The sequence below is a fragment of the Methylobacterium sp. P1-11 genome, from assembly GCF_008329595.1.
Taxonomy (GTDB): domain Bacteria; phylum Pseudomonadota; class Alphaproteobacteria; order Rhizobiales; family Beijerinckiaceae; genus Methylobacterium.
In genome coordinates, this window is record NZ_NPKS01000002.1 from 43,206 (window position 1) to 69,689 (window position 26,484).

Sequence of the window (26,484 nt, forward strand, 5' to 3'; positions counted from 1 at the left end):
GCGCCGTGGCACGCGCCCGTCTCCATCCGCCGAGAATCGCCAGATGTCACAGCCTACCGCGCCGCAGGGGCCGACGGATACCCGGACCGACGAAGCGCCGGATTTCACCCGGCGGAGCCTCGCCGCCCAGGCGATGGGCCGGATCGAGCCCGAGACGCGGGCGGTGGTGATGCCGCTGCACGTCTCCACCACCTTCATCCGCGATCCCGACAACGGCTACAGCTCGGGCTACAGCTACGCGCGGCCCGACAATGCCACGGTGCGCGAGGCGGAGGCGGTCCTGGCGATGCTGGAGGGCGCCGGCGCCGGCGCGCTGCTGTTCGGCTCCGGGATGGCGGCGGCGACCGCGGTGTTCGGCGCCCTGGAGCCCGGCGACCACGTCGTCGCCGGAACGGTCATGTACTGGGCGCTGAAGCGATGGCTGCGCGAGGAGGCGCCCCGGCGAGGCCTCACCCTGACCTTCGTGGACACGGACGACCTCGACGTCCTGCGCGCCGCGGTGGAGCCCGGCCGGACGAAGCTCGTCTGGATCGAGACCCCCGGCAACCCGCTCTGGACGGTCACCGACATCGCCGCCGCGGCGGAGATCGCCCACGCGGCGGGCGCACGTCTGGCCGTCGATTCCACCGCCGCCTCGCCGGTCCACACGCGCCCCCTGGAACTCGGCGCCGACATCGTGATGCACTCGGCCACCAAGATCCTGAACGGCCATTCCGACGTGGTGGCGGGCGTGCTGGCGGGCGCGACGCCCGACACGTTCTGGGGGCGGATCCAGGGTATCCGGGCCGGCAGCGGCGGCATCCTCGGGCCGTTCGAGGCCTATCTGCTGATGCGCTCGCTGCGGACCCTGCACCTGCGGGCGGCGGCGCAGGCGGCAGGCGCCCTGCGCCTTGCCGAGCGCCTCACCGGGCACCCGCATGTGAGCCACGTCCTCTATCCGGGGCTGCGGGACGATCCCGGGCACGCGGTCGCCCGCCGGCAGATGCGGGGCGGGTTCGGCTTCATGCTGTCGATCCGAGTGGTAGGCGGCGAGGCCGGCGCCGTCGCCACCGCGGCGCGGGTGCGGCTCTGGAAGCGGGCGACCTCGCTCGGCGGCGTCGAGAGCCTCATCGAGCACCGCGCCTCGGTGGAGGGTCCCGGCAGCCCCTGCCCGCCGGATCTCCTGCGCCTCTCCACGGGCATCGAGGACACGGACGACCTATACGGCGACCTGGATCAGGCGCTGCGCGCCGCACACGGGGGCTGATTGACGCCCCCGCATGGTGCCGAGGGCGGTCCTGGCGCGTTGTGCCGCCAGATCCAGCGGCGCTTGGGCGCCACAGATGACGAGCCTGACGACATGACGACCCGTATCCGCACGATGGTTCCCGGCACCTTCGTGCTGCTCACCCTGGCGCTCGCGCCGGTCTCCGCCCGCGCCGACGCGGTGCCCGATCTCGACGTCGAGCGGACCTGCCAGTCGGCGCAGGTCGCCAACACGACGATCAGCGACAAGGCGAATTACGACGGCTGCCTCCGCTCCGAGCGCGATGCCAAGAAGGAGGCCGAGCGGCATTGGAGCAGCTACACCCCCGCCGCCAAGCGCCAGTGCGAGAGCCAGTTCAAGGCGGGCGGCTATCCGTCCTACGTCGAGATGGTGACGTGCCTGGAACTCGCCTCCGGCACCGTGCCGACGCAGAACAGCGACGGCGGCCGCGCGGTGGGCGGTCCGGGCTCGCCGCGGGACGTCAAGGTGCAGCGGGAGGGCGGCGCCAATCTCACCAAGGAGCCGCCAGCGAGCCAGCGCACGGATCCGATCAAGGTGCTGGAGAACAAGTAGGGCAAGCCTCGGGGCGCACCGCCGCGGCGCGCCGCCGACCCATTCACCGGGCGCCGACGCTTGAGAGTGCGGCGGCATGCTATGGGCGGACCTCCCGCCGCCCCGCACGCCGCCAGGACCCGTGAACGCCCTCGCCATCATCGCCCCGATCTTCGGGATCGTCCTGATCGGCTGGGCGGCGGCCCTCGCTGGCCTCCTCTCCGACAAGGTGAGCGACGGCCTGTCGGAATACGTCTTCGCCGTCGCGGTGCCGGCGCTGATCATCGCCACCCTGACCAAGCCCGGCATGAGCGGGACCGTCGCGTGGTCCTACTGGGTCGCGTATTTCGGCGGTGCCGGCATCTCCTGGTTCGTCGGCACGCTGATCGCGCGGCGTCGCGCCGGGATCGACCGGCGGGGCGCGATCCTGCACGGCTTCGCGGCGAGCCAGTCGAACACCGTGTTCGTGGGCGTGCCGATGATCCTCCAGGCCTATGGCGAGGAGGGCGCCTTCCCGCTGTTCATGCTGCTCGCCGTCCACCTGCCGCTGATGATGGGCAGCGCCACCTTCCTGATCGAGTCCGATTCCGGCCTGCCGGTCCTGGCGCGGATCCGTGGGCTCGTCCTCGTGCTGCTCCGCAACCCGATCTTCGTGGCGCTGCTCATCGGCATGGCCATGAAGGGGTTCGGACTCGCGCCGGCCGGCATCGTGCGGTCTCTGATCGACGCCTTCGCGGGGACTGCCTCCACCTGCGCGCTGGTGGCTCTGGGCGCGGGCCTGAAGCGCTACCGGGTGCTGTTCGACCTGAAGGGCGCGCTGGTGATCGCGCTCCTGAAGAATCTCCTGCACCCGCTGGCGGTCTGGATCCTGGCCTTCCACGTCTTCGCGATGCCGCCCGCCTATGCGGGTGTCGCCACCCTGTTCGCCGCCATGCCGGTGGGGATCAACGCCTACCTGCTGGCGGCGCGCTACAAGACCGAGACCGGGATGGTGGCCGCCTCGGTGCTGGTCTCGACCCTGCTGGCGCCGCTCACCACCCTGGCGTGGCTGATGCTCCTCGGCCGGGCGTGACGGCGGAGCCCCGGCGTCACCGAGCGCGTTGGACCGGGCGCCGCGCGGGTCTAGGGTAGGCCCAACCGCGCGGGCTTCGAAGACTGCGCTCACCTGCAGGCGAGGAATTTCGATGAACGCTCCGATGCGCCCTCCGGGCAGCGCCTCCCCGTCGGCCCCGGCCTCGGCTCGCTTCGTCTGGGACGATCCCTTCCTGCTTGAGGATCAGCTCACCGAGGACGAGCGGGCGATCCGCGATGTCGCCCAGAGCTTCGCGCAGGAGCAGCTTCTCCCCGGAATCGTCGAGGCCTACGCCACCGAGAAGACCGATCCCGGCCTGTTCCGGAAGATGGGCGAGCTCGGCCTCCTCGGCGTGACGCTCCCGGAGGAGTACGGCTGCGCCGGCGCCTCCTACGTGGCCTACGGGCTGGTGGCGCGGGCGGTCGAGGCGGTGGATTCCGGCTACCGCTCGATGATGAGCGTGCAATCCTCCCTCGTGATGTATCCGATCCACGCCTACGGCTCGGAGGCGCAGCGCCAGAAATTCCTGCCGAAGCTCGCCTCGGGGGAGTGGATCGGCTGCTTCGGCCTCACCGAGCCCGATGCCGGCTCGGACCCGGCCGGAATGAAGACCAAGGCCGAGAAGATCGACGGCGGCTACCGGATCTCCGGTGCCAAGATGTGGATCTCGAACGCGCCCTTCGCGGACGTGTTCGTGGTCTGGGCGAAGTCCGACGCGCACGAGGGCGCGATCCGCGGCTTCGTCCTCGAGAAGGGCATGAAGGGCCTGTCCGCCCCCACGCTCAAGGGCAAGCTCTCCTTGCGGGCCTCCACCACCGGCGAGATCGTCATGGAGGGCGTCGAGGTCGGCGAGGACGCGCTGCTGCCGAACGTCTCGGGGCTGAAGGGGCCGTTCGGCTGCCTCAACCGGGCGCGCTACGGCATCTCGTGGGGCGCGATGGGCGCCGCAGAGGATTGCTGGCACCGCGCCCGCAGCTACACGCTGGAGCGCAAGCAGTTCGGCCGCCCCCTGGCGCAGACCCAGCTCGTCCAGAAGAAGCTCGCCGACATGCAGACCGAGATCGCGCTCGGCCTCCAGGCCTCGCTCCGGGTTGGGCGGCTGATGGACGAGGGCCGGATGGCGCCCGAGATGATCTCGCTCGTCAAGCGCAACAATTGCGGCAAGGCGCTCGACATCGCCCGCACCGCCCGGGACATGCACGGCGGCAACGGCATCATGGGCGAGTACCATGTGATGCGCCACGCCCAGAACCTCGAGACCGTGAACACCTACGAGGGCACCCACGACGTCCACGCGCTGATCCTGGGCCGGGCGCAGACGGGTCTGCAGGCGTTCTTCTGAGGTTTGACGGGCCCTTCTTGCGTGTGGGCTTGTTATTCACACATCGCTGGCTGCCGAGCTCTCTCCCCCCTTGTGGGGAGGAGTTGGAGATGGGGGTGATGCAGGATGGATCGTTCCGGTGCCTTCTGCCCCCCCACCCCTGGCCCCTTCCCACAAGGGGAAGAGAAAATGGCTGGCCGGATCCGCCGGCGCGAACGCCTTAACCCCCTGCCGGAGCGCGGACTCCCAAGTCCTCCGCGAGGCGGACGAGGTAGCCATCAGGATCCTGCACAAGGCATTCCCGCTGGCCGTGTTCCGCGTCTCCGACTCTGTACCAAGCTTCAGTCGGCGCCTCGAACAGCGGCCAGCCTGCCGCTTCGAGCGCAGCGAGGACTGGATTTAGCGGCTCGATCATCGTCTGCAGATTCATGCCCCGGCCGAACGGATAGTCCAGCGCGGCGGTTTCCCAGGTGCCGTTGCGTTGGCACAGCATGACCTGCGCTGCGCCGCGCGTCAGGAAGGCGAAGCGCGCGGCCGGGCGATCGTAGGCGATCGCGAAGCCGAGCAATTCGCACCAGAAGCGCAGGCTCGCATCAAGGTTCGTCACGTACAGTTCCGGGACGAGCGCTCCGATGCCACCCTGAGGCGCGGTACCCGTACCGAGGGATCGCGCCCGGGCGGCGGGATCGGTCAGGAGCTTCACCTCGTCGGTCATCGAAACGCTCCGGCATGCATCGGGTGGCCAGGAGCGGCGCAAGGCTGGCATTCCCGCAACCGCAGCCCGGGCCGACCCTGATCCTACCGCGATTCGCGAGAACCCTGGCTCATTCCCCGCCTTCCTCCCCGGCCAATGACCATTCCAGCACCCGGGCGAGGTGGTCGTAGGCCCCATACTTGCTCGCGAATTGCGGATAGGGCCGCGCCGTGTAGGCCGCCTCTCCGGTCATGAACCGGGCCACAAGCCCCCGCAGCCGCTCGGCATGCTCGGCCACGATCGTCGCGACGTCGCGCGCCTCGCCCCGGGGCGGCTTCACGGGGATCGGCAGGAATGGCTTCCGGCCGCCCGAGGCGTGGACGTAGAGCAGGTCCGGCGTCGCCTTCACGGCCGGCAGATCCGCGAAGGCGCCGTGCATCAGCATCGTCGCCTCCAGGGTCAGCTGGGGCGAGAATCCGGAGAAGATCATCTTCGCCGAGGGCGGCGCGCCGGTCTTGTAATCGACGATGCAGGCGGTGCCGTCCGGTCGCAGCTCGATCCGGTCGGCCCTGGCGCGCAGCGTGAAGGTCTCGCGACCCATCGGGATCACCCAGCGCCCGGAGACCTCCGGGTAGACCCGGGTCAGGCCGGGCCGGCGCTGCGCCTCCCATTCGAGATAGGACGAGGCCATGCGCTCGTAGCGCGGCCACCACTCGGCGTAGAGGTTCGGGTACTCCGCCTCGATATCGGCGAAGGCGTTCACGGCCAGGTTCAGCAGCCGCTCCGCCGAATCCGGCGGCAGGTCCTTGGGATGGCGGCTGGCAAATTCCGCGAAGACGTCGTGCACCAGCGAGCCGCGTGTGGCGACGCCCGGCGCCGCAGCCAGCGGATCGAGCGGGTCGAGCCCGAGCACGTGGCGGGCGAAGATGCTGTAGGGATCGCGCACCAGCGTCTCGATCTCGGTGACGCTGAGCGAGCGCGGGAACAGGGCCGGGTCCGGCTTCGGTGCCGGCCGCTTCAGTCGCGGCTCCGGCGGCGCCGCGTCGAGGCGGGCAGCGAGGCCGGTGAACCGGCGTCCCGCCTCCAGGACCGTCTCCCAACGGGAATCGCCCGAGAGTGCGCGCAGGCGCTGGATCAGGCGCGACGGCACGGTCGGCGCGCCCTCGCGCTTCAGCGCCCGGGTGATCACCGCGTCCCGGCTGCCGAGCGCCTGCACGAAGTCGTGGGCCATCTGGCCGATGCGGCGCTCGGGCGGGTTGAGGCCAACCCGCTCGCGCATCGGCCGGTTGAGGAACGAGTCGGTCAGCGTGCGCATCGGCCAGACGCCCTCGTCCAGCCCGCCGAGCACCACGCGGTCGACCGACAGGAGTCGCGCCTCCAGAAGGCCGAGGATGCGCAGCCGAGGATGCGGCGCCTCGCCGGTGCAGGCGACAGTGCGCTCCCGGGCGAGCGACGTGAAGAAGGTGGCGTAATCGTCGAAGCGCCCCGGCATGAGGCCCGGCTCGGCCATCTCCAGGTCGTCGAACAGGGCGTCGAGGCAGGACAGTGACCCGTCCATCTCCGTCTCGGGCGCGTCCTCCGGCCCGGCGATCAGCCGGTCGCAGGCCTCCCGGTGGCGTGTGGCCGTGGTGACGAGGTCGCACTCGCCCGCCCCGTCCGGGCCCGGGAAATCCCGGAACACCAGATCCAGGCGGTCGAGCAGATCCGCGGCCAGCGCCCAGTCGATATCCTTCAGGCGGCGCTTGGCTCGAGGCCGATGCTCGGGCGGTCCGGCGCGCTCGGCCGCGAGGGCGTTGCGCAGGCCGTCGAAGCCGGGGGCCGGGACCGGGCCGCGCAGCAGCCCGATCTCCAGGGCCGCGGCGCCCCGGACCACGTCCGGACGCGTCAGGCCGAGATGGACCATCGGGTGCGACAGCAGTGCGATCAGCCGCGCCGGGATCGCGTCCGCCTGGTTGCGGGCGAGGTCGGCGGCGAGTTCCGCCGTGAGCCGGGCGAGCCGCCCGGCCGGGCTGCCGGCGAGCGGCAGCCCGGCGGAATCCTCGGCCACGATGCCCCAGCGCAGCAGTTCGACGGCGACCCGGCCGGCAAGGCCCCGGTCGGGCGTGACCAGGGCCGCGGTGGCGCCGGGATTCTGCAGGGTCTCGCGCAAAGCCAGCGCCGCGACCAGGGCCTCCTCGCGCTCGTCGGCGGCCTCGGCAAGCGCCAAGCCGTCGAGACCGCACCGCGCGATCGTGTCGCGCTCGACCGGGTCGAGGGCGGCCCAGGCGTCGGTGGTGTCGGCCGGCCGCAGGGCCTGCGACAGGAGCGTGGCCCGCGCGGCCTGCCCGGAATCGGGCTCGCCGAGGGCGGCGATCTCCGTGCGGCTCAGGTTGAGATTCTCCGGGCCCAGCAGCCGGTGCAGCACCGCCTGCGGATGGCCGTGGGCGATGACGCGGGAAAAGCCCTCGCCGGTGTCGATGCCGTCCCAGCCGGCGGCGTCGAGATCGAGGTCGAGTCCGGGTAGCACCACGGCGCCCCGCGACAGCTTGGCCACGGCGGCGATGAGGCGGGCGGTGGCGGGCACGGAGCCCAGCGAGCCGGCGACAATCACCGGGTCCGGGGTCGCGCCGCGCGACAGGCGCCGCTCCTCGGCGAGGATGAGGCCGCGGGCGCGGGCGACGGGATCGGCGAGGCCTCGCTCGGCCAGGAGCTTCGGCCAGTTCTCGGCGGCGATCTTCACGAAGTCGAGGGTCAAGCCGAAATAGCGGGAATACTCGGCCTCGACGGCAGCGCCGATCTCCGACCAGGGCAGGCCCTCGACGGTCAGCGCATCCATCAGCCGTTCGAGATCGCCGGCGAGCCCGACCGCGTCGGCGGGGGAGGACGGCACGAGGAACGGCACCTCGGCATCCAGCGGCAGCAGGGTCCGGTCGACGCTCTTGGCCCAGGCCTGGACGAGTCGGGCCAGGATCAGCCGGCGCTCCAGCGGCGGCATCGGGACGCTCAGGGGGTCGGCATTCTCCTCCAGCAGAGGCTCGGCGGCGAGGTCGAGTTCCGCCTCGTCGGCCTCGCCGAGGGGGATCATCCGCGGCAGCAGGGTGGCTTGCCCGGGCGCGTCCCGGCCGAGCCTCTCGGCCAGGATCGCACCGAGCGCCCGGGCCGCGCGGCGGGTCGGCAGGTAGATGGTCACGGCGGCGAGCGCCAGCGGGTCGTCCGCCACCGGCCCGACGAGCCGGCCGGAGAGCAGCGCCTCGGCGAGCGTCGGCAAAAACGGGGCGCCGCGGGAGATGGTGAAGACGGCCTGTCGGGGGGGCATGGTCGGGCTTCTACGCCCGCGCGTGGGTTCCGGACAGGGGGCGATGGGCCGCTGGCGCGATCCGGATGCCTCATCACGCGCTGCCCTCCCGTCTGTGCGGGAAAGAGAGCGGCGCGCTCAGGCGATGCCTTTACCCGCGCGCCCCCGCGGCGGCGCCGTAGCCGGCGCGGCGGCCGAAAACGACGCCGGAGGTCAGCCCCGAGCCGCCCGGATAGCCGTTGAAGAACACGCCGCCCACCATCTCACCGCAGGCATACAGGCCGGTGATCGTGCTGCCGTCCGCGCGCTTCACGCCACCGTCGTCGCCGACCTCGACGCCCCCGTAGGTGAACGTGATGCCGCCGGTGACCGGATAGGCCTTGAACGGCCCGGTCTCGATCTTCTGCGCCCAGTTCGACTTCGGCAGAGCGAGACCCTTCGTGCCGCGCCCGTCCTTCACGGTCGGGTCGAAGGGCACGCTTTCGTCCACGGCGGCATTGAAATCCGCGATGGTGCGCTTGGCCGCCGCGCGGTCGATGCCCTCGAGCCTGTCGAGGAGCCCGTCCAGGGTGTCGGCCTCGATGAAATGCGCGTCGTGGAACCGGTACTCGCTGTAGAGCAGGTGATCGACCTTCGCATCGAAGACCTGCCACGCCACGTGCCCGGGCTGCTCCATGATCGAGCGGCCGAACTGGGCGTAGGTGTAGTTGCGGAAATTCTTGCCCTCATCGACGAAGCGCGCGCCGTTCGCGTTCAGCATCAGGCCCAGGAAGTAGCAGATCTTCCGGTAGTGCTTGCGCTCGCCGTGCGGCAGGTCGAGGTTGCCATAATCGGGGGTGTGAAGGTCCATCGGCGTCGCGTGGCAGCCGCCGTAGAAGCCGTGGGCCTTCGCGCCGAGATCCAGAGCCATCTGGAGCCCGTCACCCTGGTTGTGGGGCGTGCCGCGGACCCGGGCCTTGTCCCAGCCTTCGCCGATGAAGCGCGTGCGCAGGGCGGCGTTCGACTCGAAGCCGCCGCAGGCGAGCACGACGGCCTTGGCGCGGAACGCGCTCTGCGGCGTCTCCACGCCGACGACGTGTCCGTCCTCCACGATTAGGCCGGTGGCCGGACAGCCGTAGCGGATCTCACCGCCGGCCCTGGTGAAGGCTTCCAGCTCCGCCCGGGCGAGGCCGAAGCCCTCGTCGTGCGTGGCGAGCGTCAGGCCGCCCCAGAACACGAAGCGGCCGTCCTTCTCGAACGATTGCCGGGAATAGATCGGCTCGAACTTCACCCCTTGCGTCGCGAGCCAGCGCAGGGCCGCGCCGCTCTCGTCGATCAGGATGCGCTGCTCGCGCGACAGCGGCCGCCCATCGTTGAAGCCGAGCAGGTCCTCCTCGAACTGCTGCGCTGTGTAGGCGCCGAAATCGGTGCGGGACAGGCGCGGATCCTCAGGGTCGACCAGCAACGGGACCAGGTCGTCGTTGCCCGCGTAGACGAAGCGCATGGCGCCGGCCGTGTAGGCGGTGTTGCCGCCGGCCAGATCCCGCCCGGCCTTCTCGACCATCAGCACCGAGGCGCCGCACTCCAGGGCGGCGAGGCCGGCGCTCATGGCCGCATTGCCGGACCCGACCACCACGACATCCCAACGCGCATCGTCCGGACGCTGCATGCCTGCCTCCCCTTTGCCGATCGATCTCGCCGCATTGTATACGAGTGCATGCAATCTACGGCAAGCGTTTCGGCGTCCCCGGTTTCGCGCTATGGCCGAGCCGAGGAGAGCCGGGAATGAAGGCCACTGACGCGGAGCGCTCCAGCGGCGCCGGCGCCTATGAACGGCTGCTGCGGGCAATCGAGGAGGGCGAGCTGGTGCCCGGCAGTCGCTTACGCGAGGCCGAACTCGCCGAGCGATTCCAGATCAGCCGCACCCCGGTGCGCGAGGCGCTCGGGCGGCTGGAGGCGCAGGGCCTCGTCGCGCACGAGCCGCACCGCGGCGCCAGCGTGGCGCAGCTCGATTACGGGCAGGTGAGCGAACTCTACGACCTGCGCGAGGTGCTGGAGGGGACGGCCGCGCGCCTCGCGGCGATCCACGCCAGCGCGGTCGAGACCGAGATCCTGGAGGAGATGGTCGCCCGCGACCGGACGCTGCTGGGCGACGCGCCGGCGTTGGCGCGGACCAATCGCCTGTTCCACCGGCAGATCCACGGGGCGGCACGCAACCGCTTCCTGCAGAGCACGCTGGAGACGATGCGCCTGTCGCTGGTGCTGCTGCCGGGCGCCACGACCCTGGCGGCGCCGGATCGCGCCGCCGAATCCCTGGCGGAGCACGCGACGATCGTGGCGGCGATCCGCGCACATGACGGGGACGGCGCCGAGGCCGCGGCCCGGACGCATATCCGGGCCGCCTTCAAGGCCCGGATCCGGATCTGGCAGGAGGCGTGAGCGGCGCCGGCACTCAGGCGTGGGCCGGAACGCGCTGCACGCCCGGGCGGCCCCGGAACAGGGCGAGCGTCGCGACGATGCCGCAGGCCGCCGCCGCCATGAGCCAGTAGCTCGGCGCCGCCCGGTCGCCGGTTCTCTCGATCAGGTAGGTCGAGACCATCGGTGTGGCGGTGCCGAACAGCGCGGTGGCGAGGCTGTAGGCCAGGGAGAAGCCGCTGGCCCGCACATGGGCCGGCACCACCTCGGAGAGCGAGACGACCATCGCGCCGTTATAGACGCCGAAGAAGAACGAGAACCACAGCTCGACGGCGAGCATCTTGCCGAAGGTCGGGTCGGCCACCAGCCAATGCAGGGCCGGGTAGGTCGTCAGCAGCGACAGGGTCGAGATCGTCAGCAGCACCGGCTTGCGCCCGATCGCGTCCGACAGGGCCCCGCCCACGGGCAGCCAGATGAAGTTGGTGATCGCCACGAAGAGCGTCACGATTAGGCTGTCGGTCTCGGTAAGCTTGAGGACGTTCTTGCCGAAGGTCGGAGTGTAGACGGTGATCATGTAGAAGGTCACCGTCGTCATCGTGGTCAGCATCATGCCGAGCAGCACGATCCGCCAATTGGCGGCCACCGTGGTCAGGATCTCGCGCGTGGTCGGATGGCGGGTCCGCTTGACGAAGTCCTGCGTCTCCTGGAGCGAGCGCCGGATGAAGAAGATGAACGGCACGATCAGGCATCCGATGAGGAACGGGATACGCCAGCCGAAATCGCCGATCTGCTGCTTGGTCAGGTACGCGTTCAGCCCGTAGCCGATCAGGGCGGCGAACATGATCGCTACCTGCTGGCTCGCCGACTGGAACGACGTGTAGAAGCCGCGCCGCCCGGGCGTGGCGATCTCGAACAGGTAAATCGAGACGCCGCCGATCTCGACGCCGGCCGAGAAGCCCTGCAGCAGGCGACCCGCGAGGACGATCAGCGGCGCCGCAAGGCCGATGGTGTCGTAGCTTGGGCAGAAGGCGATCAGCACCGTGCCGCTCGCCATGATCGCCAGGGTGATGATCAGGCCCTTCCGACGCCCGATCCGGTCGATATAGGCGCCCAGCACGATCGCCCCGAGCGGCCGCATCAGCGCCCCGAGCCAGAACGTGCCGAAGGTCAGGAGCAGCTCAGTGGTCTCGTTGCCCGCGGGGAAGAACGCCCGCGCGATGTAGGTGGCGTAGAACCCGAACAGGAAGAAGTCGAACATCTCCAGGAAGTTGCCGCTTGTCGAGCGGAGGATCGCCCCGATCCTGGACTTCAGCGTGGCCCCGACGGCCCCCGGATCACCGGCCATGACCAACTTCTCCCTGGGTGCCCGTCAGGCACCGATCCACTTCATGGCGACGATGGTTCCGGTCACGGTGAGGGCACCGCCGATCCGGGTGGCGATCTGCGCGAAGGGCATCAACGCCATGCGGTTGGCCGCGGTGAGGATCGCCACGTCGCCAGTGCCGCCCTGACCGCTGTGGCAGGCGTTCACGATCGCGGTCTCGATCGGATACATGCCGAGCCAGCGCCCGACGAAGAAGCCCGTCACCATCAGCGTCGCCACGGTCGACACGATGGTGATCAGGTTCACCAGGGTGAAGGCGGCCATCAGCTCGTGCCAGGGCGTCAGCGCGACGCCGATGGCGAAGAGCAGCGGGTAGGTCATCGAGACCTGCACGAACTTGTAGACCACGAATCCGCCGGCCTGGAGATGGGGCGATACCGCGCTGGCGAGCTTGGCGAAGACCGCCAGGAACAGCATCGCCACGGGCGCCGGCAGGCCGACGAGGTGGTGGGCCATGACGCCGAGCAGGTAGAGGGTGATCGCCGTGAGCCCGGCCGCCCCGATCGTGGCGGGGTCGATCTGACCCTTCGCCGCCTCGGCCCTGGCCTGCGCGTCGCTCGACGTGATGCCGTCCGAATCGGGCTGGAGCCGGCCCTCGCCGGTGAGGTGGGGATAGCGCTTGCCGACGGAGTTGAGGGTGCCGGAGAAGATGATGGCGGTGAGAGACCCCAGCATCACCGGCGGCAGCACCTGCGCGAAGACCACGCCCTGCTGCAGGCCGAGGATCGCCGCGTAGCCGATGGAGAGCGGGATCGCCCCCTCGCCGACGCCGCCGGCCATGATCGGCACGACGATGAAGAAGAACGTCTTGTAGGGGCCGAGGCCGAGGAGCGTGCCGACCAGCGTGCCGACCAGGGCCGCCGCCACCGATCCGAGCGCCAACGGCGCGAAGATCTTGAGGAAGCCCTTGATCAGGACCTCGCGGTCCATCCCGAGGATCGAGCCGACGATGATGGTGGCGATGTAGATGTAGAGGAAGTTGGTGAACTTGGTGAAATCGGTGATCGCCTTCACCATCTGCGGCGGCACCAGCGCGTAGTAGACGAGCGCCGAGGGGATGAAGGTCGCGAAGATCGCGCCGGCGCCGATATTCCTCAGGATCGGGATCCGCTTGCCGATCTCCGCGCAGGTGAAGCCGCCCATCACCAGCACGGCGATCATGGTCGGCCCGTCGGGCTTGATCTCGCCCTCCTGAACCAGGACGGTGAGGAGGATCGCCAGCACGACGAAGATCGGCAGCGGTATGATGCCGATCTTGAAGTCGATGAGGCGCCACCAGACATCCGGCCAGAATCGGATTGCGCGCGCTTCATCCGCCCGACGGTCCGCCGGTGACGGAAGGGGGCTCGGCGAAGCGGTGCTGGTCATGGCGTCCCCCGATATCTGACCGCATGCGGGCCGTTGCCGCCCTTCGCCGCGGCCACGCGATGGGCCGCGGTTCGTCGAGTTCCGCACGATCAGCGGAGATAAAGTGACATTCGGCGTATCAGCGGGAACAGGAGGCGGCAACGCGATCCAGGGAACAAAGGGCCCGACCTGTTCCGCGAGCCCGGATTAAAGACCGGCCTCCATCGTTGTCACGGGGCATGAAAAAGAGCCCGGCGCGGTGCCGGGCCTTGAGGGCGTGGCGCACGGAGACAGGCGGCGGGACCGAGGCCCCGCTACCGGCATTGCCGATCAGAAGTCGCGCTGGACGCGGACGCGGACCATCGAGGCCGAGTCCTGGGTCGCGGTGCGCGGCACGAAGGTGCCGTTGTTGATGCCGGCGACGTTGGAATAGGCCGTCGGGCTCTTGTCGGTGTCGATCGCCCGGCCGTTCTTCAGGCCGATCTGCGTGTAGAAAGCCTCCACGCCGATATCGAGATCCTTGACCGGCGACCAGATCACGCTGCCGCCCGCCACGAACTGGTAGGTGTCGCGCAGGGCCTGGCTGAGCTGGTAGAACCGCGTGCCGGGTACGCCGACGGCGTTGGAGCCGAAGGCGTTGGCGCCGTTCGGGTTCACGAGATTGAAGATCGCGCCCTGGGCCCGGCGCGCGCCCTGCGAGAAGCTCTGCTCGCCGTAGGAGCCGAAGAAGGCCGAGCGCCATTCCGGCGACCAGTAGTGCAGGTACGCCGCCGTAGCGGTGAAGCTCTGCGAGGTCTGCAGCTGGCCGGTGAACGGATTGATCGTCGCATCCGCGAAGTACTGGGCGAATTTCTGCCCCTGGATGGTCGCCGTGCTCTGCGTGTACGAGCCGCTGTAGGCGGAGTAGCCGGTAAAGAGCTGCGCGCCTTCGCCGTAGGCCCCCTGGAGGTAGAGGGCATCGCCCGGCGCGACGAAGGGCGCGTTGACCTTCAGGCCGCCCTGAACGGCCCAGCCCAGCACGCTGTTGGTGTGCGGGAGGCTGAGGTTCGAGCCGCTGCCGGTCCCGGCGCCGTTGCCGACATTGCCGACGTTCAGCTCGTGCGAGGCGGCCGACAGCTGGGCGGAGCCCCAGGCCTGGTCGAGACGCAGGGCGCCGACGAAGTCGGGCAGGCGCTCCCGCTGGATCGCGTCCACGAAGCCGTACCGCGACGGGACGCCGTTGGTGTATCCGATGAAGACCGGCACCGGCGCGTTCGATTGGGCGAAGTTCGCGAGGTTGGTGTTGACCGTGACACCCGCCGGGTTGACCGTCGGGGAGAAGATCGGCGTGCGGCGGAAGACCGGGTCCTCGATCGAGAGCGTCGCCGACAGGCCGTTTCCGGCCGTCACCGTGTAGGCGAGCAGGTTGGTCGACGCGATGTCCGACCCGAGCGTGCCGCCGCCCAACTCGAAGTCGTGGGCGTAGAAATCGAAGAACGAGGAGGCGCGACCGGCGGTCAGGCCCGCGAACTGGATGAACGCCTTGTCGACGTTGGCGAATTGCTGGTCGCGGCCGTAGCTGTCGATGCCGAGGCCCGGATAGGCTTGGCCGATGCGCTGCTGGGTGCCGGATTGGCCGATGCCGGCGTAGCCGGTGCGGGCGCCGGCGTCGAGGCGCACGAAGGCGCGCAGCGTGCCGTAGCCGGTCTGGGTGCGGGCATCGAGGTTGATGCGCATCCGGCCCTGGTAGCCCGACGTGTCGCCGTTGCCCGTGCCGTTCTGGCGCGAATAGCTGGCCTGGTAACCGCCCTCGAAGCGCGCACGTCCCGAGATCCGCAGGCAAGTATCTGTGCCAGGAATGTAGAAGAAGCCAGCGCCGTACGCACCGCAGACGCGGACGTATTCGATCGGAACCGCCTTCTTGACTGGCAGATCGGCGGCGTGCGCAGCGCCCATGACCGCGAACGCGGCTGCGGACCCCAGCAACGATGATCTCAGCAATGTCATCGATGTCTCCGGAACTGAAAGCTCAAAAGTCGCAAACGGCAGACGCAATCTGGTCTTGCCAAGAACAACTTGCGTTTTATACGCATAATTTTTGCATGCTCTGGCTTGCTTCAGCGATCTTGATGCCCATTCGCCAGACGACACTGTGCTTCATCTTCGATGCAGGCAACATGGATCTATATTTTTGCAAGACGTTCCATATCTATGTTGCAGTGACACAACACTTTCAGTGAAGATTATGGACAACAACGAATCGCATACTGTTTTTGTAGATCGATCTCGAATATTTAATGAGTCATAAGCTTAGTTTTATCTCATGACATCAAGATCGATCTTCATGAAGCAAAGACGGCCGATCGGGGGCGGCCCTGGAATCCCCTCGGAGAGGCCGCGTCCGGCCCGTGAGGCATGGATAGCCGCGACCAAAGCCGGCGCGTGGCAGCGTAGGGGATCCCGGCAGCCGGATGACGATTCGGGGCACCAGCGGCGTGCGTCCGGTTCGCAGACCGGAATGCGGGACTCGATGGCCGGGTCAGGTTCGCGCAGGCTCGGCCCGGATCAATGACCCCGACCGGATCCGGAGGTCGGGGCCGTGCGGCACGGCGCTGTGCCCCTCATGCGACGACTCCGGAGGCACGGCGCGTCCCAGGCACCGGCTCAATCACCGACCAGCCGACAGGCCGGCCCGCTCACGGTCGGCCGCAGCGCCCCCTGCCGGGCCGCCTTCGGCCGCGCCCCCACGAGAGCAGTCGGGCGCGGGGCTCTCCCGCGTCACGCTCCGCATCGCGGCAGCGCAGCGGCATCCCCAGCCGGAGGCCCGCTCGATCCGGAGGCGGGCAGCGCGATGCCTCAGGCGTCCAGGCCCACCGACAACAACGAAAAAGGCCCGGCCGAAGCCGAGCCTTGAGGTCTCTGAAGCACGGGGACCGGCGCTGAGGCCGAAGCCCCGGCGCCGGTGGTTTGGCTTAGAAGTCGCGCTGGACGCGGAAGCGGAAGGTGGACACGCTGTCCGCCGTCGTGGTCCGCGGCACGAAGGTGCCGTTGTTGATGCCGGCGACGTTCGCGTAGGCGGTCGGGCTCTTGTCCTTGTCGATCACGCGGCCGTTCTTGACGCCGATCTGGGTGTAGAAGCCCTCGACACCGATATCGAGATCCTTGACCGGCGACCAGATGATGCTGCCGCCCGCCACGAACTGGTAGGTGTCGCGCAGCGCCTCGCTGAGCTGGAAGAACCGGGTCCCCGGCGCGCCGACGGCGTTGGTGCCGAAGGAGTTGGCGCCGGCCGGGTTGGCCAGTGCGAAGGCTGCGCCCTGAGCCAGACGGGCACCGCTGCGGAAATCCATCTCGCCGTACGACCCGAAGAAGGCCGAACGCCATTCCGGCGACCAGTAGTGCAGGTAGGAGGCCGTCACGGTGAAGCTGGTGGACTGCTCCAGCTGGCCCGTGAACGGGTTCACCGTCGCGTCGTTGAAGAACTGGTTGAACTTCTGGCCCTGGATCGTGGCCGCGTTCTGCGAGTAGGAGCCGCTGAACGCGGAGTAGCCGGTGTAGAGCTGCGAGCCGGAGCCGTAGGCGCCCTGCAGGTAGAGCGCGTCGCCCGGGGCGATGAACGGCGTGTTGATCTTCAGGCCGCCCTGAACAGCCCAACCGTAGGAGTTGTTCGTGTGCGGGATGCTGATGTTCGAGCCGGTGCCGGTGCCCGCGCCGTTGGCGACGTTGCCGACGTTCAGCTCGTGCATCGCAGCCGAGACCTGAGCCGAGCCCCAGGCCTGATCGAGGCGCAGCACGCCGACGACGTCCGGGATGCGCGAGCGCTGGATCACGTCGACGAAGCTGTACCGGGTCGGCACGCCATTGGTGTAGCCGATGAACACCTCGGCCGGCGAGTTCGTCTGGGCGAAGTTCGCAATCGACGCGTTGTTGGTGACGCCCCCTGGATTGTTGGTGGGCGAGAAGATCGGGCTGCGGCGGAAGACCGGGTCTTCGGCCGAGATCGTGGCGGAGAAGCCGTTGCCCAACGTCGCCGTGTAGGCGAGCAGGTTGGTGGAGGCGTTGTCCGAGCCGAGCGTGGCGCCGGCGAACTCGAAATCGTGGGCGTAGAAGTCGAAGAACGAGGAGGCGCGACCGGCGGTCATGCCGGCGAACTGGATGAACGCCTTGTCGACGTTCACGAATTGCTGGTCACGGCCGAAGCTGTCGATGCCGAGGCCCGGGAAGGCCTGACCGATGCGCTGCTGGGTGCCGGAGGTGCCGACGCCGGAATAGCCGGTGCGGGCGCCGGCATCGAGGCGGACGAAGGCCCGCAGCGTGCCGTAGGCGGTCTGGGTGCGGGCATCAAGGTTGATGCGCAGGCGACCCTGGTAGCCCGACGTGTCGCCGACGTTCGTGCCGTTCTGGCGCGAGTAGCTGGTCATGTAGCCGCCCTCGAACCGGGCGCGGCCGGAGAGACGCAGGCAGGTGTCGGTGCCGGGAATGTAGAAGAAGCCGGCGCCGTACGCGCCGCAGACGCGGACGTATTCGATCGGGACCGCCTTCTTGACCGGGAGGTCGGCGGCATGAGCAGCACCCACCGCCGCGAACGCAGCAGCAGACCCGAGCAATGAGCTCTTCAAGAGCTTCATAGACATCTCCAAAGCTTCGAGACCCAATGATGCGGACGTGCCCGGTTATCCGGGTCTAGCCGCACGTTCTGTAGGTTTGGCCCGCGTCTTAAGTGGCAGGCTCCTGCGGGCTCTCGCTTGGCGATGCCCCCGTGCACGATCACCATGTGCGAACGGGTTTCCGCGAGCAACGAGGATTCGCGGCCGCCTTGGCAGTTCCAGCCTGATGTTGCGGCCTGGCAACATTCTGAGGACGATTTAGTCGGCAAGGGTTCGCCGAATGCGCACGAATGCTGTCCTGAGCGGCGGATGTGCCGCTTCGACGGGCAGCGCCTCGCCGAGTCCGATTCCGGCGGGCGCGGCACACGAGCCTTCCGGCGATTCGTCCGCGGGGCGGCGCCGGTCGGCCGCTCCGCGGACAGGGCGTGAGAGCCGTCTCACATGGGCGGCGTCAGGCCATCCTTGCCGACGGCGACGCGCCGGGCGGTGAAGCGGCCGTCATTCCCGCGCGCGGCGAGCACGAAGACCTTGGCGCCGGGCGCGAGGGCCGCGGCGCTGGCGGGCTCGAAGCTGACGACCGGCGCCTGCGGTGGCACCAGGATCTGCAGGGACTGGCCCTTGCCGTAATCGACCGTGAGGGTCCGCTCCGCCCCGCCGCTGCTGGCCTTCACGGTCCCGTTGGTCATCGCGCTCTTCACACGGGGCGCGTCCGCCGCGGTCGAGCGCATGTCCGTCTTCACGGTGCCGTTGGTCATGGCGCTCTTCACCGGTGCGCCGCCCGCCGTGTGGTCGGGGATCATATCCCAGTCGTAGTGCCCCTCGCCGGTGCCGCGCATCGCCTCGGGGAACAGCAACACTTCCAGCGCCACCGGCGGCTCGCCCTTCGTGGCGGTGCCGATGAAGACGCCGTCCTTGATCGCGTCGAGGCTCGACGGGACGACCCAGGAGACCTTCGCGTCGGGGGCAAGCGCCAGGAATTCCGCTGCGCCGTCGCGCGTCTTCAGGGTGAAGCCGCCGCCCGCCACCGCCTCGACGGTCCCGCGCAGGCGCTCGACCTGCGGAGCCGCCTGCGCACCGGTGGTGACGGCCAGCAGGCTCATCAGGGCGAGCGTCGTGAACTTTGCCATGGGGGGTCCTCTTCTTGCCGCCGGGATTGCTGCGACCGGCGGGACGTGGGTCGGGATGCGGCGCGGTCAGCCCCGGGGGCTGGGACATCGCAACCGGATATCGCGCCCGGCCCCCGGCCGGTTACGCGTCCCCGGCCTGCCCCAGCCGGCCGAGGAACGGGGCCGCCGCCGCTTCCGCGGCCGCCTCGACGGCCCAGTACCGGGCGACCACGTCGGCCCCGAAGGCCGAGAGACGGGCGCCGCCTCCGGCCCGTCCGCCGGTCTGCGCCTCGACCACCGGCCGGCCGAAGCCGGTATTCATCGCCTCGACCAGCAGCCACGCGCGCCGATACGACATGCCGAGCGCGCGGCCGGCGCCCGCGATGGAACCGTGCTCGGCGATCATCTCCAGAAGCCGCACCTTCCCGGGACCGAGGCGATGCCCCGGCCCGAGATCGATGCGGATACTCAGGCGCGGTCCCGCTCCGGCGGCGGAGGCCCGCCCCCGGAGCGGGTCGGCGGAAGCGCTCAGGCCGGAAGCGCCAGCAGGGCGAGACCGGCCGCGGCGAGGCAGGCACCGAGGGCCGGCGCCGCCCGTGTCGCTCCGATCCGCGTCGTCGCGAGGCCGAGGCCGATCCCGGCGGCGTGCAGGAGCGCGGTGGCCGCGAGGAACCCGAAGCCGAAGGACAGGCCGGAGGCGGTCTCCGGCATCTCGGCCCCGTGGGCGAAGCCGTGGAACACCGCGAAGACGCCGACCAGGGCGGCCAGCAGGGCGACCGGTGCGCGCAGACCGACGATGGCGGCGAGGCCGAACGCGACGATCGACAGGGCGATCCCGACCTCGACATGGGGCAGCGCGACACCGGCCATGCCGACGCCGGCCCCGACACCCATCAGCGCCAGGAAGGACAGGGGCAGAGCCCAGAGCGCCCGTCCGCCGCGGAGGCTCGCGAGGAGGCCGACCGCCACCATCGCGAGCACGTGGTCCGTGCCCAGCAGCGGATGGAGAAAGCCCGCCTCCGCGCCCATCGCCGGACCGTGGCCCGGATGGGCGAGCGCCGCCTGAGGAAGGAGGATGAGCGCGGCCGGCAGGAGCGCCAGAGGCGCGGCGGTGCGGAAGGAGAGCAGACGCTTCATCGGAGATCCTTGGCTGGGTCTGCGAAGATGTAGCGCCGTTCCGCCTCTGCCGCGAGGGGCTGGCGGCGGATGAGCGCCGGCTGCCCCTCGCGGCAGAGGCGCGGCCCTCCTGCTCAGGGCTGCTCGGGCCGATGCGTCAGAACGCCATCGCCTCGTGGACCGCGCTCGGCGCGAACGGCTCCGCGAAGGCGGCTCCGACGCCGTGGGTGAAGTGGCGCATCACCGTCGCGGATTTCTGCCCGACCTGGATCATCGCGCCGATCTCCAGCTCGTGGTCTACGAGCAGGGCAATGCCGGAGGCCGAGACGTTGAGGACATGCCCGAGGAAGGCCTGGCCCGACGCCGTCGTGATCTGGACGATCTTCTGCCTCGGCACGATCCGCCGGTGTGCCCGGACCGGCTCAGGCTGCAGGTCCTGGGCCCGCGCCAGCGTGACAAACTGGCGGGCGAGTTCGGCGAGGGTCGCGCGGCCGCCCCGGACGCTGACGATGAATTCCTGGCCGGCCGCGCGGGCGATGCGTGCTTCGAGCGTCCCGACATGGCGGATGCTGCAGGTGAGATCCTCACCCGCTGCCAGCAGGGAGGAGGAGCGGAAGCGGATGCCCTCGGTCGAGACATCGGCGGTCACGGCGTAGAAGTCGCGGCGCCGTTGGTTCCAGCACAACGCAGGCAACATGACGACGTGCCGCCGGACCATCACACCTGCATCATCGTGAGGAATACCTCAGCCATCTTGTGCGGCCGAAGAATTTTCCGGGCTGTTCAGGCGATTTGTAAAATTGACCTTATCCCGGCCCGTGTCGATCGCCCTCCGCCGCCCGAGCCGCCGAACCTGATCGGCCCGTGGCAGAAAACTGGATACAAGATGCATCCTGACCGAATGGCATGGATGCTGCCTGGGATTGTGCATGCCACGCGGCCGCGCGACAGTGTCGGGCGCCCGGTGGATCGGCCACGGCCTATCCCTCCCGTCCCTCTCGCCTGCATCCGGACCGGTCTGATGTTGCGTTTCGCCGCCTGTCTCCTCGCCGGAATCGCCCTCACGGCGCCGGCCGCTGCGCAGACCGTGCGCTACGGCATGATGGAGGATCCGGACGCCCTCGACCCGACGCTCGCCCGCACCTTCGCGAGCCGAATGGTCTTCGCCGCGCTCTGCGACAAGCTCGTGGATATCGGGCCCGACCTGAAACCGGTCCCGCAGCTCGCCACGTCCTGGGAGCTGTCGCCCGACGAGAAGGCGCTGACCCTGCACCTGCGCCCGAACGTGCTGTTCCAGGACGGCGAGAAGCTCGACGCCGCGGCGGCCAAATACTCGATCGAGCGCCACATGAAGATGCCGGGCTCGCAGCGCCGCTCGGAGATCGCGCCGATCGATTCGGTGGACGTGGTCGACGACCTCACCGTCCGCATCAACCTGAAGCAGCCCTTCGCGCCGCTGATAGCGCAATTCACCGACCGGGCCGGCATGATGGTCTCGCCGAAAGCCGCCGAGCGCCTCGGCGACAAGTTCGCCTCCGCGCCGGTCTGCGCGGGCCCGTACCGGTTCGTCGAGCGGGTGCCGCAGGACCGGATCGTGGTCGAGCGCTTCCCCGAATACTGGAACAAGGACGCGATCCACATCCAGCGGATCGAGTTCCGGCCGATCCCCGACGCCACCGTGCGCCTGACCAACCTGCGCGCCGGACAGCTCGATTTGCTGGAGCGGCTCGCCCCCACCGACGTGGCGCAGGTGAAGCGCGACGCCAAGCTGAAGCTCGAATCCACCTACGAACTCGGCTTCCAAGAGATCCTGTTCAATCCCAACAAGGCCGGCTCGCCGGTGGCCGACCCGAAGGTCCGCGCGGCCTTCGAGGCGGCCCTCGACCGCAACGCCATCAACCAGGTGGTCTACAATGGCGAGTTCCTGGCCGGGAACCAGTGGGTCAACCCGAAGAACCCGAACTACGTCGCCGAGTACCCGATCCCGAAGCGGGACGTCGCGAAGGCCAAGGCGCTGCTCGCCGAGGCCGGCAAGCCGAACCCGCAGATCACGCTCACCGTCTACGCCAACAGCGAGTCGCCGCAGGTCGGGCAGGTGATCCAGGCGATGACCAAGGAGGCCGGGTTCGACGTGAAGATTCAGGCCGTGGACTTCACCACGGCGCTCGATGCCGCCGACAAGGGCAATTACGAGGCGCAGCTCTATTCCTGGAGCGGCCGCTCCGACCCGGACGGCAACACATACAGCTTCCTGGCCTGCAAGGCGGCGCTGAATTATCCCAAGTATTGCAGCCCGGAGGCCGACGCGGCGCTCCAGGCTGAGCGCGGCACCGTCGACCCGGCCAAGCGCAAGGCCGCCTGGAAGGCGCTGGCCGATCAGGTGCTGAAGGACCGGCCCGGCATCTATATCCTGCACCGCAAGCTGCTCTGGGCCTACAGCCAGAAGCTCACGGGCTTCGTGCCTTACCCCGACGGACTGGTGCGTTTCACCGGGCTGAAGCTCAACTGATGCTGCAGTTCCTGGCCAGACGCCTCGCCCTGGCGGTCCCGACTCTCATCCTCGCCTCGATGATCATCTTCGCCCTGCAGCAATTGCTGCCGGGCGACGTCGCCACCGCGCTCACCGGCGAGGAGCGCGACCCGCAGGTGATCGCCTTCATCCGCGAGAAGTACCACCTCGATGAGCCGCTGCCGGTGCGCTACGCCTACTGGGCCGGCGGCGTGCTGCGCGGGGACTTCGGCGAGTCGATCCGGTTGCAGAAGCCGGTCTCCGAGTTGATCGTCGAGAAGCTGCCGGTGACGCTCGAACTCGCCTGTCTCGCCATGCTGGTGGCGCTGGCCATCGGAGTGCCGATGGGCGTGCTCTCGGCGGTGAAGCGCGGTCAGGCCGCCGACACAGTTGCCAACGGAATCGCGCTCTGGGGCCTGTCGGTGCCGAACTTCTGGCTCGGGATCCTGCTGATCCTGCTGTTCTCGGTGGAGCTCGGCTGGCTGCCGGCCTCCGGCTACGTCTCGCCGTTCGAGAGCCTGTCGGAGAACCTCGCCGCCATGGTGATGCCGGCCTTCGTGCTCGGCAACGCCATCGCGGCGGTGATGATGCGCCACACCCGCGCGGCGATGCTGGGCGTGCTCGGCTCCGACTACGTCCGGACGGCGCGCGCCAAGGGCGTCTCGCCGCTGCGGGTCACCCTGCGGCACGCGCTGCCCAACGCGGCGATCCCGATCATCACCCTCGGGGCGCTCGAATTCGGGCAACTCCTGTCGGGGGCTGTGCTCACCGAGCAGGTCTTCTCCGTGCCGGGCTTCGGCAAGCTGATGGTCGACGCCGTGTTCAACCGGGATTTCGCCACCGTGCAGGGCGTCGTGATCTGCACCGCCGCCACCTACATCGCCCTGAACCTCGCCGCCGACCTGCTCTCGGCGGCCGTGAACCCGAAGTTGAGGCGGGCATGAGCACCGGCAGCGAGATCGCCCGCGCCGAGGCCGTCGGACTGGAGGCCGCCCCCTCCGGCAGCCCCGCCCACACCCTTATCCAGGAGCCCGGCACCCTCGCGGCCTTCTGGCGCCGCCTGCGCGCGCGCAGGAGCGCCGTCGCGGGCCTCGTCATCGTCGGCCTGCTGGTGCTGATGGCGGTGTTCGCGCCCTGGATCGCCCCCTATGACCCCACCGCCACCGACTGGGGCAATGTCCGCGGCGCGCCGAGCCTCGCGCACCCGTTCGGCGGCGACGAGGTCGGGCGCGACGTGCTCTCGCGGATCATCTTCGGCGCCCGCGCGTCGCTCGGCGCCGGTCTGGTGTCGGTGGCTCTGGCCGTCTCCCTCGGCCTGCCGCTCGGGATGCTCGCCGGCTACGCCGGCGGCTGGGTGGACGGGGCGATCTCCCGCCTCACCGACGCCCTCCTGGCGATCCCGTTCCTGATCCTGGCGATCGCGCTGGCCGCCTTCCTGGGACCGAGCCTCGTCAACGCGATGATCGCCATCGGCCTGTCGGCGACCTCGATCTTCATCCGGCTGACCCGGGCGCAGGTGCGCGCCGTAGCGGCGGAGGAGTTCGTCGAGGCGGCGCGCGCCATGGGCAACCCGCCCTGGCGGATCGCCCGGGTCCACATCCTGCCCAACATCGTCCCGGCGATCCTCGTCCAGGCGACGCTGACCATCGCGGCCGCCATCATCGCGGAGGCGAGCCTGTCCTTCCTGGGCCTCGGCCAGCAGCCGCCCGAGCCGTCCTGGGGGGCGATGCTCAACACCGCCAAGAACTTCATGGACGAGGCGCCCTGGATGGCGATCTGGCCCGGCCTGTCGATCTTCCTCGCCGTGCTCGCCTTCAACCTGTTCGGCGACGGCCTGCGGGACGCCCTCGATCCGAGGCAGCGCACATGACCAAGCCTCTCCTCGACGTCCGCGACCTCGCGGTCGCCTTCGACACCGACGGCGGCGCGGTCCATGCGGTCAACGGCGTCTCCTACACCCTGCACGAGGGCGAGACGCTGGGGATCGTCGGCGAGTCCGGCTCCGGAAAGAGCGTGCACGTGCTGGCCATGCTGGGCCTGATCCCGCGCCCGCCGGGTCGGATCACCGGCGGTCAGGTGCTGTTCGAGGGCCGCGACCTGCTCGCGCTGAAGGAGCGGGAGTTGCGAAAGATCCGCGGCGGCGCGATCGGCTTCGTGTTCCAGGACCCGATGAGCTCGCTCAACCCCGGCATGACCGTGGCGGCCCAGCTCATCGAGCCGCTGCGGATCCATCTCGGCCTCGACGCGCGCGCGGCCCGCGCCCGGGCCAGGGAGCTGCTCGACCTCGTGCGCATCCCGAACGCAGCTTCGCGCCTCGACCAGTACCCGCACGAGTTCTCCGGCGGCCAGCGCCAGCGCGTGATGATCGCCATCGGCCTCAGCTGCCGCCCGAAGTTGCTGATCGCCGACGAGGCGACCACGGCCCTCGACGTCACCGTCCAGGCCGAGATCGTCGCCCTGGTGCAGGAGCTGAAGCGCGAGCTCGGCATGGCGATCATCTGGATCACCCACGACCTCGGCGTGGTGGCGGGAATCAGCGACACCGTCCAGGTGATGTATGCCGGCCGGATCCTGGAGCGCGGCCCGGTCGACGACATCTTCGCCGATCCGCGCAACGCCTACACGCTCGGCCTGCTGCGCTCCCTGCCGGACCTCTCTGGCGGCCGCGCCGGGCGCCGCCGCCTGCACCAGATCGAGGGCGCGCCGCCGGACATGCGCCACCTGCCGCCGGGCGATCCCTTCGCGCCGCGCAACGCCTTCGCGACTCCGCGCTGCCGGACCGAGATGCCGCCCCTGGCGCAGGCGCCCGGCGCCGCCCCCGGCCATCTCGTCGCCGCCTGGTACGACCTGCCGAACCTGCTGCGTCAGGAGGTGGCCCGGTGAGCGTTCAGGATCGTCCGATCGTCTCGGTGCGCGACCTGTCCAAGCACTATCCCCTGCGCTCGTGGTGGGGTGGCAAGGCCTCGGTGTTCCGCGCCGTCGAGGGTGTCAGCTTCGACATCCGCCCCGGCGAGACCCTGGGCCTCGTCGGCGAATCCGGCTCCGGCAAGTCGACCATCGGCCGAGCCGTGACGATGCTCAATCCGCCGACCTCCGGCACCATCGCGTTCGAGGGCACCGACCTCGCCAAGCTCTCGGCCGGCGCAATGCGGAAGATGCGCGCCCGGATCCAGACGGTGTTCCAAGACCCCTACGCGGCCCTCAACCCGCGGATGAGCGCGGGCGACTACGTCGCGGAGGCGTTCAAGCTGCACCGGCGCGACATGCGCGGCCCGGAGCGGCGGGAGGCGGTAGCGGCTTTGTTCCAGCGGGTCGGGCTCGATCCGCGTTTCATGGGGCGCTACCCGCACCAATTCTCGGGCGGCCAACGGCAGCGCATCTGCATCGCCCGGGCGATCGCCCTCAAACCCAGCTTCATCGTCGCCGACGAGCCGATCGCGGCGCTCGATGTCTCGATCCAGGCGCAGGTGGTGAATCTGCTGCAGGACCTGCAGGACGAAATGGGCCTGTCCTACCTGTTCATCTCCCACGACCTGCGGATGGTGCGCTACCTCTGCCACCGGGTCGCAGTTCTCTGGCGCGGGCGGATCGTCGAGCTGGCCGAGGCCGACGCGCTCTACGCGGATCCGCGCCATCCCTACACGCGCCGCCTGCTCGCCGCTGTGCCAGTGCCGCATCCGGCCGAGGAGCGCGCCCGCCTCGCCGCGCGGGACCTCGCCGGCCACGGTCAGCCGCCCGACGGGCCGCTCACCGAAGTGGCGCCGGGGCACTGGGTGGCGATGCCGTGCGGGCAGCACGCGTGAGCGCCTTACACGGCCTCTCCCATTCTCCACCTCATCCTGAGGTGACCGAGAAGCGGGCCTCGAAGGAGGGCCCCAGCCAG

The 26,484-nt window shown here is 69.7% G+C and carries 21 protein-coding genes; 10 read left to right on the plus strand and 11 right to left on the minus strand.

The genetic code is table 11. The annotated features are described in order from the left end of the window. Positions 1 to 43 precede the first annotated feature (43 nt). The 4 genes from CIW48_RS02335 to CIW48_RS02350 all read left to right on the plus strand — a co-directional run bounded on the left by CIW48_RS02335 (position 44) and on the right by CIW48_RS02350 (position 4,212). A complete protein-coding gene (locus CIW48_RS02335) occupies positions 44 to 1,246 on the plus strand; it encodes an aminotransferase class V-fold PLP-dependent enzyme (protein ID WP_149308725.1) in 1,203 nt (400 codons plus the stop codon). Between the two features lie 93 nt (positions 1,247 to 1,339). Continuing rightward, positions 1,340 to 1,819 carry a hypothetical protein gene (locus tag CIW48_RS02340; protein WP_149308727.1) on the plus strand — a complete coding sequence of 160 codons (480 nt, stop codon included), beginning with the start codon at positions 1,340 to 1,342 and terminating at the stop codon, positions 1,817 to 1,819. A gap of 121 nt (positions 1,820 to 1,940) precedes the next feature. Beyond that, a complete protein-coding gene (locus tag CIW48_RS02345) occupies positions 1,941 to 2,870 on the plus strand; it encodes an AEC family transporter (protein WP_149308729.1) in 930 nt (309 codons plus the stop codon). A 112-nt stretch (positions 2,871 to 2,982) separates the two neighbouring features. Next, complete coding sequence (locus CIW48_RS02350) at positions 2,983 to 4,212, plus strand: acyl-CoA dehydrogenase (RefSeq protein WP_091774887.1); 1,230 nt, start codon at positions 2,983 to 2,985, stop codon at positions 4,210 to 4,212. 199 nt (positions 4,213 to 4,411) lie between these two features. Here the strand turns inward: CIW48_RS02350 and CIW48_RS02355 are convergent, their stop codons facing one another. The 3 genes from CIW48_RS02355 to tcuA form a co-directional block, all read right to left on the minus strand. After that, positions 4,412 to 4,906 carry a VOC family protein gene (locus tag CIW48_RS02355; RefSeq protein WP_173009156.1) on the minus strand — a complete coding sequence of 165 codons (495 nt, stop codon included), beginning with the start codon at positions 4,904 to 4,906 and terminating at the stop codon, positions 4,412 to 4,414. A gap of 109 nt (positions 4,907 to 5,015) precedes the next feature. Further along, a complete protein-coding gene (gene addB / locus CIW48_RS02360) occupies positions 5,016 to 8,180 on the minus strand; it encodes a double-strand break repair protein AddB (protein ID WP_149308731.1) in 3,165 nt (1,054 codons plus the stop codon). A gap of 130 nt (positions 8,181 to 8,310) precedes the next feature. Continuing rightward, on the minus strand, positions 8,311 to 9,807 hold the full coding sequence (gene tcuA / locus CIW48_RS02365; protein ID WP_149308733.1) for an FAD-dependent tricarballylate dehydrogenase TcuA: 1,497 nt from the start codon (positions 9,805 to 9,807) through the stop codon (positions 8,311 to 8,313). Positions 9,808 to 9,923: 116 nt separating this feature from the next. On the opposite strand from tcuA, the gene CIW48_RS02370 reads away from it, so the two are divergent. Continuing rightward, a complete protein-coding gene (locus CIW48_RS02370) occupies positions 9,924 to 10,577 on the plus strand; it encodes a GntR family transcriptional regulator (protein ID WP_149308735.1) in 654 nt (217 codons plus the stop codon). A 13-nt stretch (positions 10,578 to 10,590) separates the two neighbouring features. On the opposite strand, the gene CIW48_RS02375 is transcribed toward CIW48_RS02370, so the two are convergent. The 8 genes from CIW48_RS02375 to CIW48_RS02410 all read right to left on the minus strand — a co-directional run bounded on the left by CIW48_RS02375 (position 10,591) and on the right by CIW48_RS02410 (position 20,789). Then, entirely contained in the window at positions 10,591 to 11,898 is a 1,308-nt protein-coding gene (locus CIW48_RS02375) for an MFS transporter (RefSeq protein ID WP_149308737.1), read from the minus strand. 24 nt (positions 11,899 to 11,922) lie between these two features. Beyond that, entirely contained in the window at positions 11,923 to 13,305 is a 1,383-nt protein-coding gene (locus CIW48_RS02380) for a 2-hydroxycarboxylate transporter family protein (protein ID WP_149308739.1), read from the minus strand. 309 nt (positions 13,306 to 13,614) lie between these two features. Then, positions 13,615 to 15,270, minus strand: coding sequence for a porin (locus CIW48_RS02385; RefSeq protein ID WP_149308741.1), 1,656 nt, complete (start codon positions 15,268 to 15,270; stop codon positions 13,615 to 13,617). Between the two features lie 965 nt (positions 15,271 to 16,235). Further along, on the minus strand, positions 16,236 to 17,891 hold the full coding sequence (locus tag CIW48_RS02390; RefSeq protein WP_149308743.1) for a porin: 1,656 nt from the start codon (positions 17,889 to 17,891) through the stop codon (positions 16,236 to 16,238). A gap of 416 nt (positions 17,892 to 18,307) precedes the next feature. Then, positions 18,308 to 18,997, minus strand: a complete 690-nt coding sequence (locus CIW48_RS02395; protein WP_149308745.1) for a metal ABC transporter permease — start codon at positions 18,995 to 18,997, stop codon at positions 18,308 to 18,310. Between the two features lie 121 nt (positions 18,998 to 19,118). Then, positions 19,119 to 19,442: a LysR family transcriptional regulator gene (locus CIW48_RS02400; protein ID WP_197739343.1), complete on the minus strand. Its 324-nt coding sequence runs from the start codon at positions 19,440 to 19,442 to the stop codon at positions 19,119 to 19,121. A gap of 62 nt (positions 19,443 to 19,504) precedes the next feature. Next, entirely contained in the window at positions 19,505 to 20,113 is a 609-nt protein-coding gene (locus CIW48_RS02405) for a HupE/UreJ family protein (protein ID WP_149308749.1), read from the minus strand. A 136-nt stretch (positions 20,114 to 20,249) separates the two neighbouring features. After that, a complete protein-coding gene (locus CIW48_RS02410; protein ID WP_149308751.1) occupies positions 20,250 to 20,789 on the minus strand; it encodes a PilZ domain-containing protein in 540 nt (179 codons plus the stop codon). Between the two features lie 324 nt (positions 20,790 to 21,113). Here CIW48_RS02410 and CIW48_RS02415 point away from each other — a divergent pair, with 324 nt between their 5' ends. Genes CIW48_RS02415 through CIW48_RS02435 form a run of 5 tightly spaced genes read left to right on the plus strand, consistent with a single transcriptional unit; the run spans position 21,114 to position 26,404 of the window. Next, positions 21,114 to 22,601, plus strand: a complete 1,488-nt coding sequence (locus CIW48_RS02415; protein WP_149308753.1) for an ABC transporter substrate-binding protein — start codon at positions 21,114 to 21,116, stop codon at positions 22,599 to 22,601. Continuing rightward, the gene (locus tag CIW48_RS02420) at positions 22,601 to 23,545 is read left to right on the plus strand and encodes an ABC transporter permease (protein ID WP_149308755.1); all 945 of its coding nucleotides are present in this window, start codon (positions 22,601 to 22,603) and stop codon (positions 23,543 to 23,545) included. The genes CIW48_RS02415 and CIW48_RS02420 overlap by 1 nt, the downstream gene beginning before the upstream one ends. After that, entirely contained in the window at positions 23,542 to 24,471 is a 930-nt protein-coding gene (locus tag CIW48_RS02425) for an ABC transporter permease (protein WP_149308757.1), read from the plus strand. Before CIW48_RS02420 ends, CIW48_RS02425 begins: the two co-directional genes overlap by 4 nt. Then, positions 24,468 to 25,484, plus strand: a complete 1,017-nt coding sequence (locus tag CIW48_RS02430) for an ABC transporter ATP-binding protein (RefSeq protein WP_149308759.1) — start codon at positions 24,468 to 24,470, stop codon at positions 25,482 to 25,484. Before CIW48_RS02425 ends, CIW48_RS02430 begins: the two co-directional genes overlap by 4 nt. Then, positions 25,481 to 26,404, plus strand: coding sequence for an ATP-binding cassette domain-containing protein (locus CIW48_RS02435; protein WP_149308761.1), 924 nt, complete (start codon positions 25,481 to 25,483; stop codon positions 26,402 to 26,404). The genes CIW48_RS02430 and CIW48_RS02435 overlap by 4 nt, the downstream gene beginning before the upstream one ends. Positions 26,405 to 26,484 lie beyond the last annotated feature (80 nt).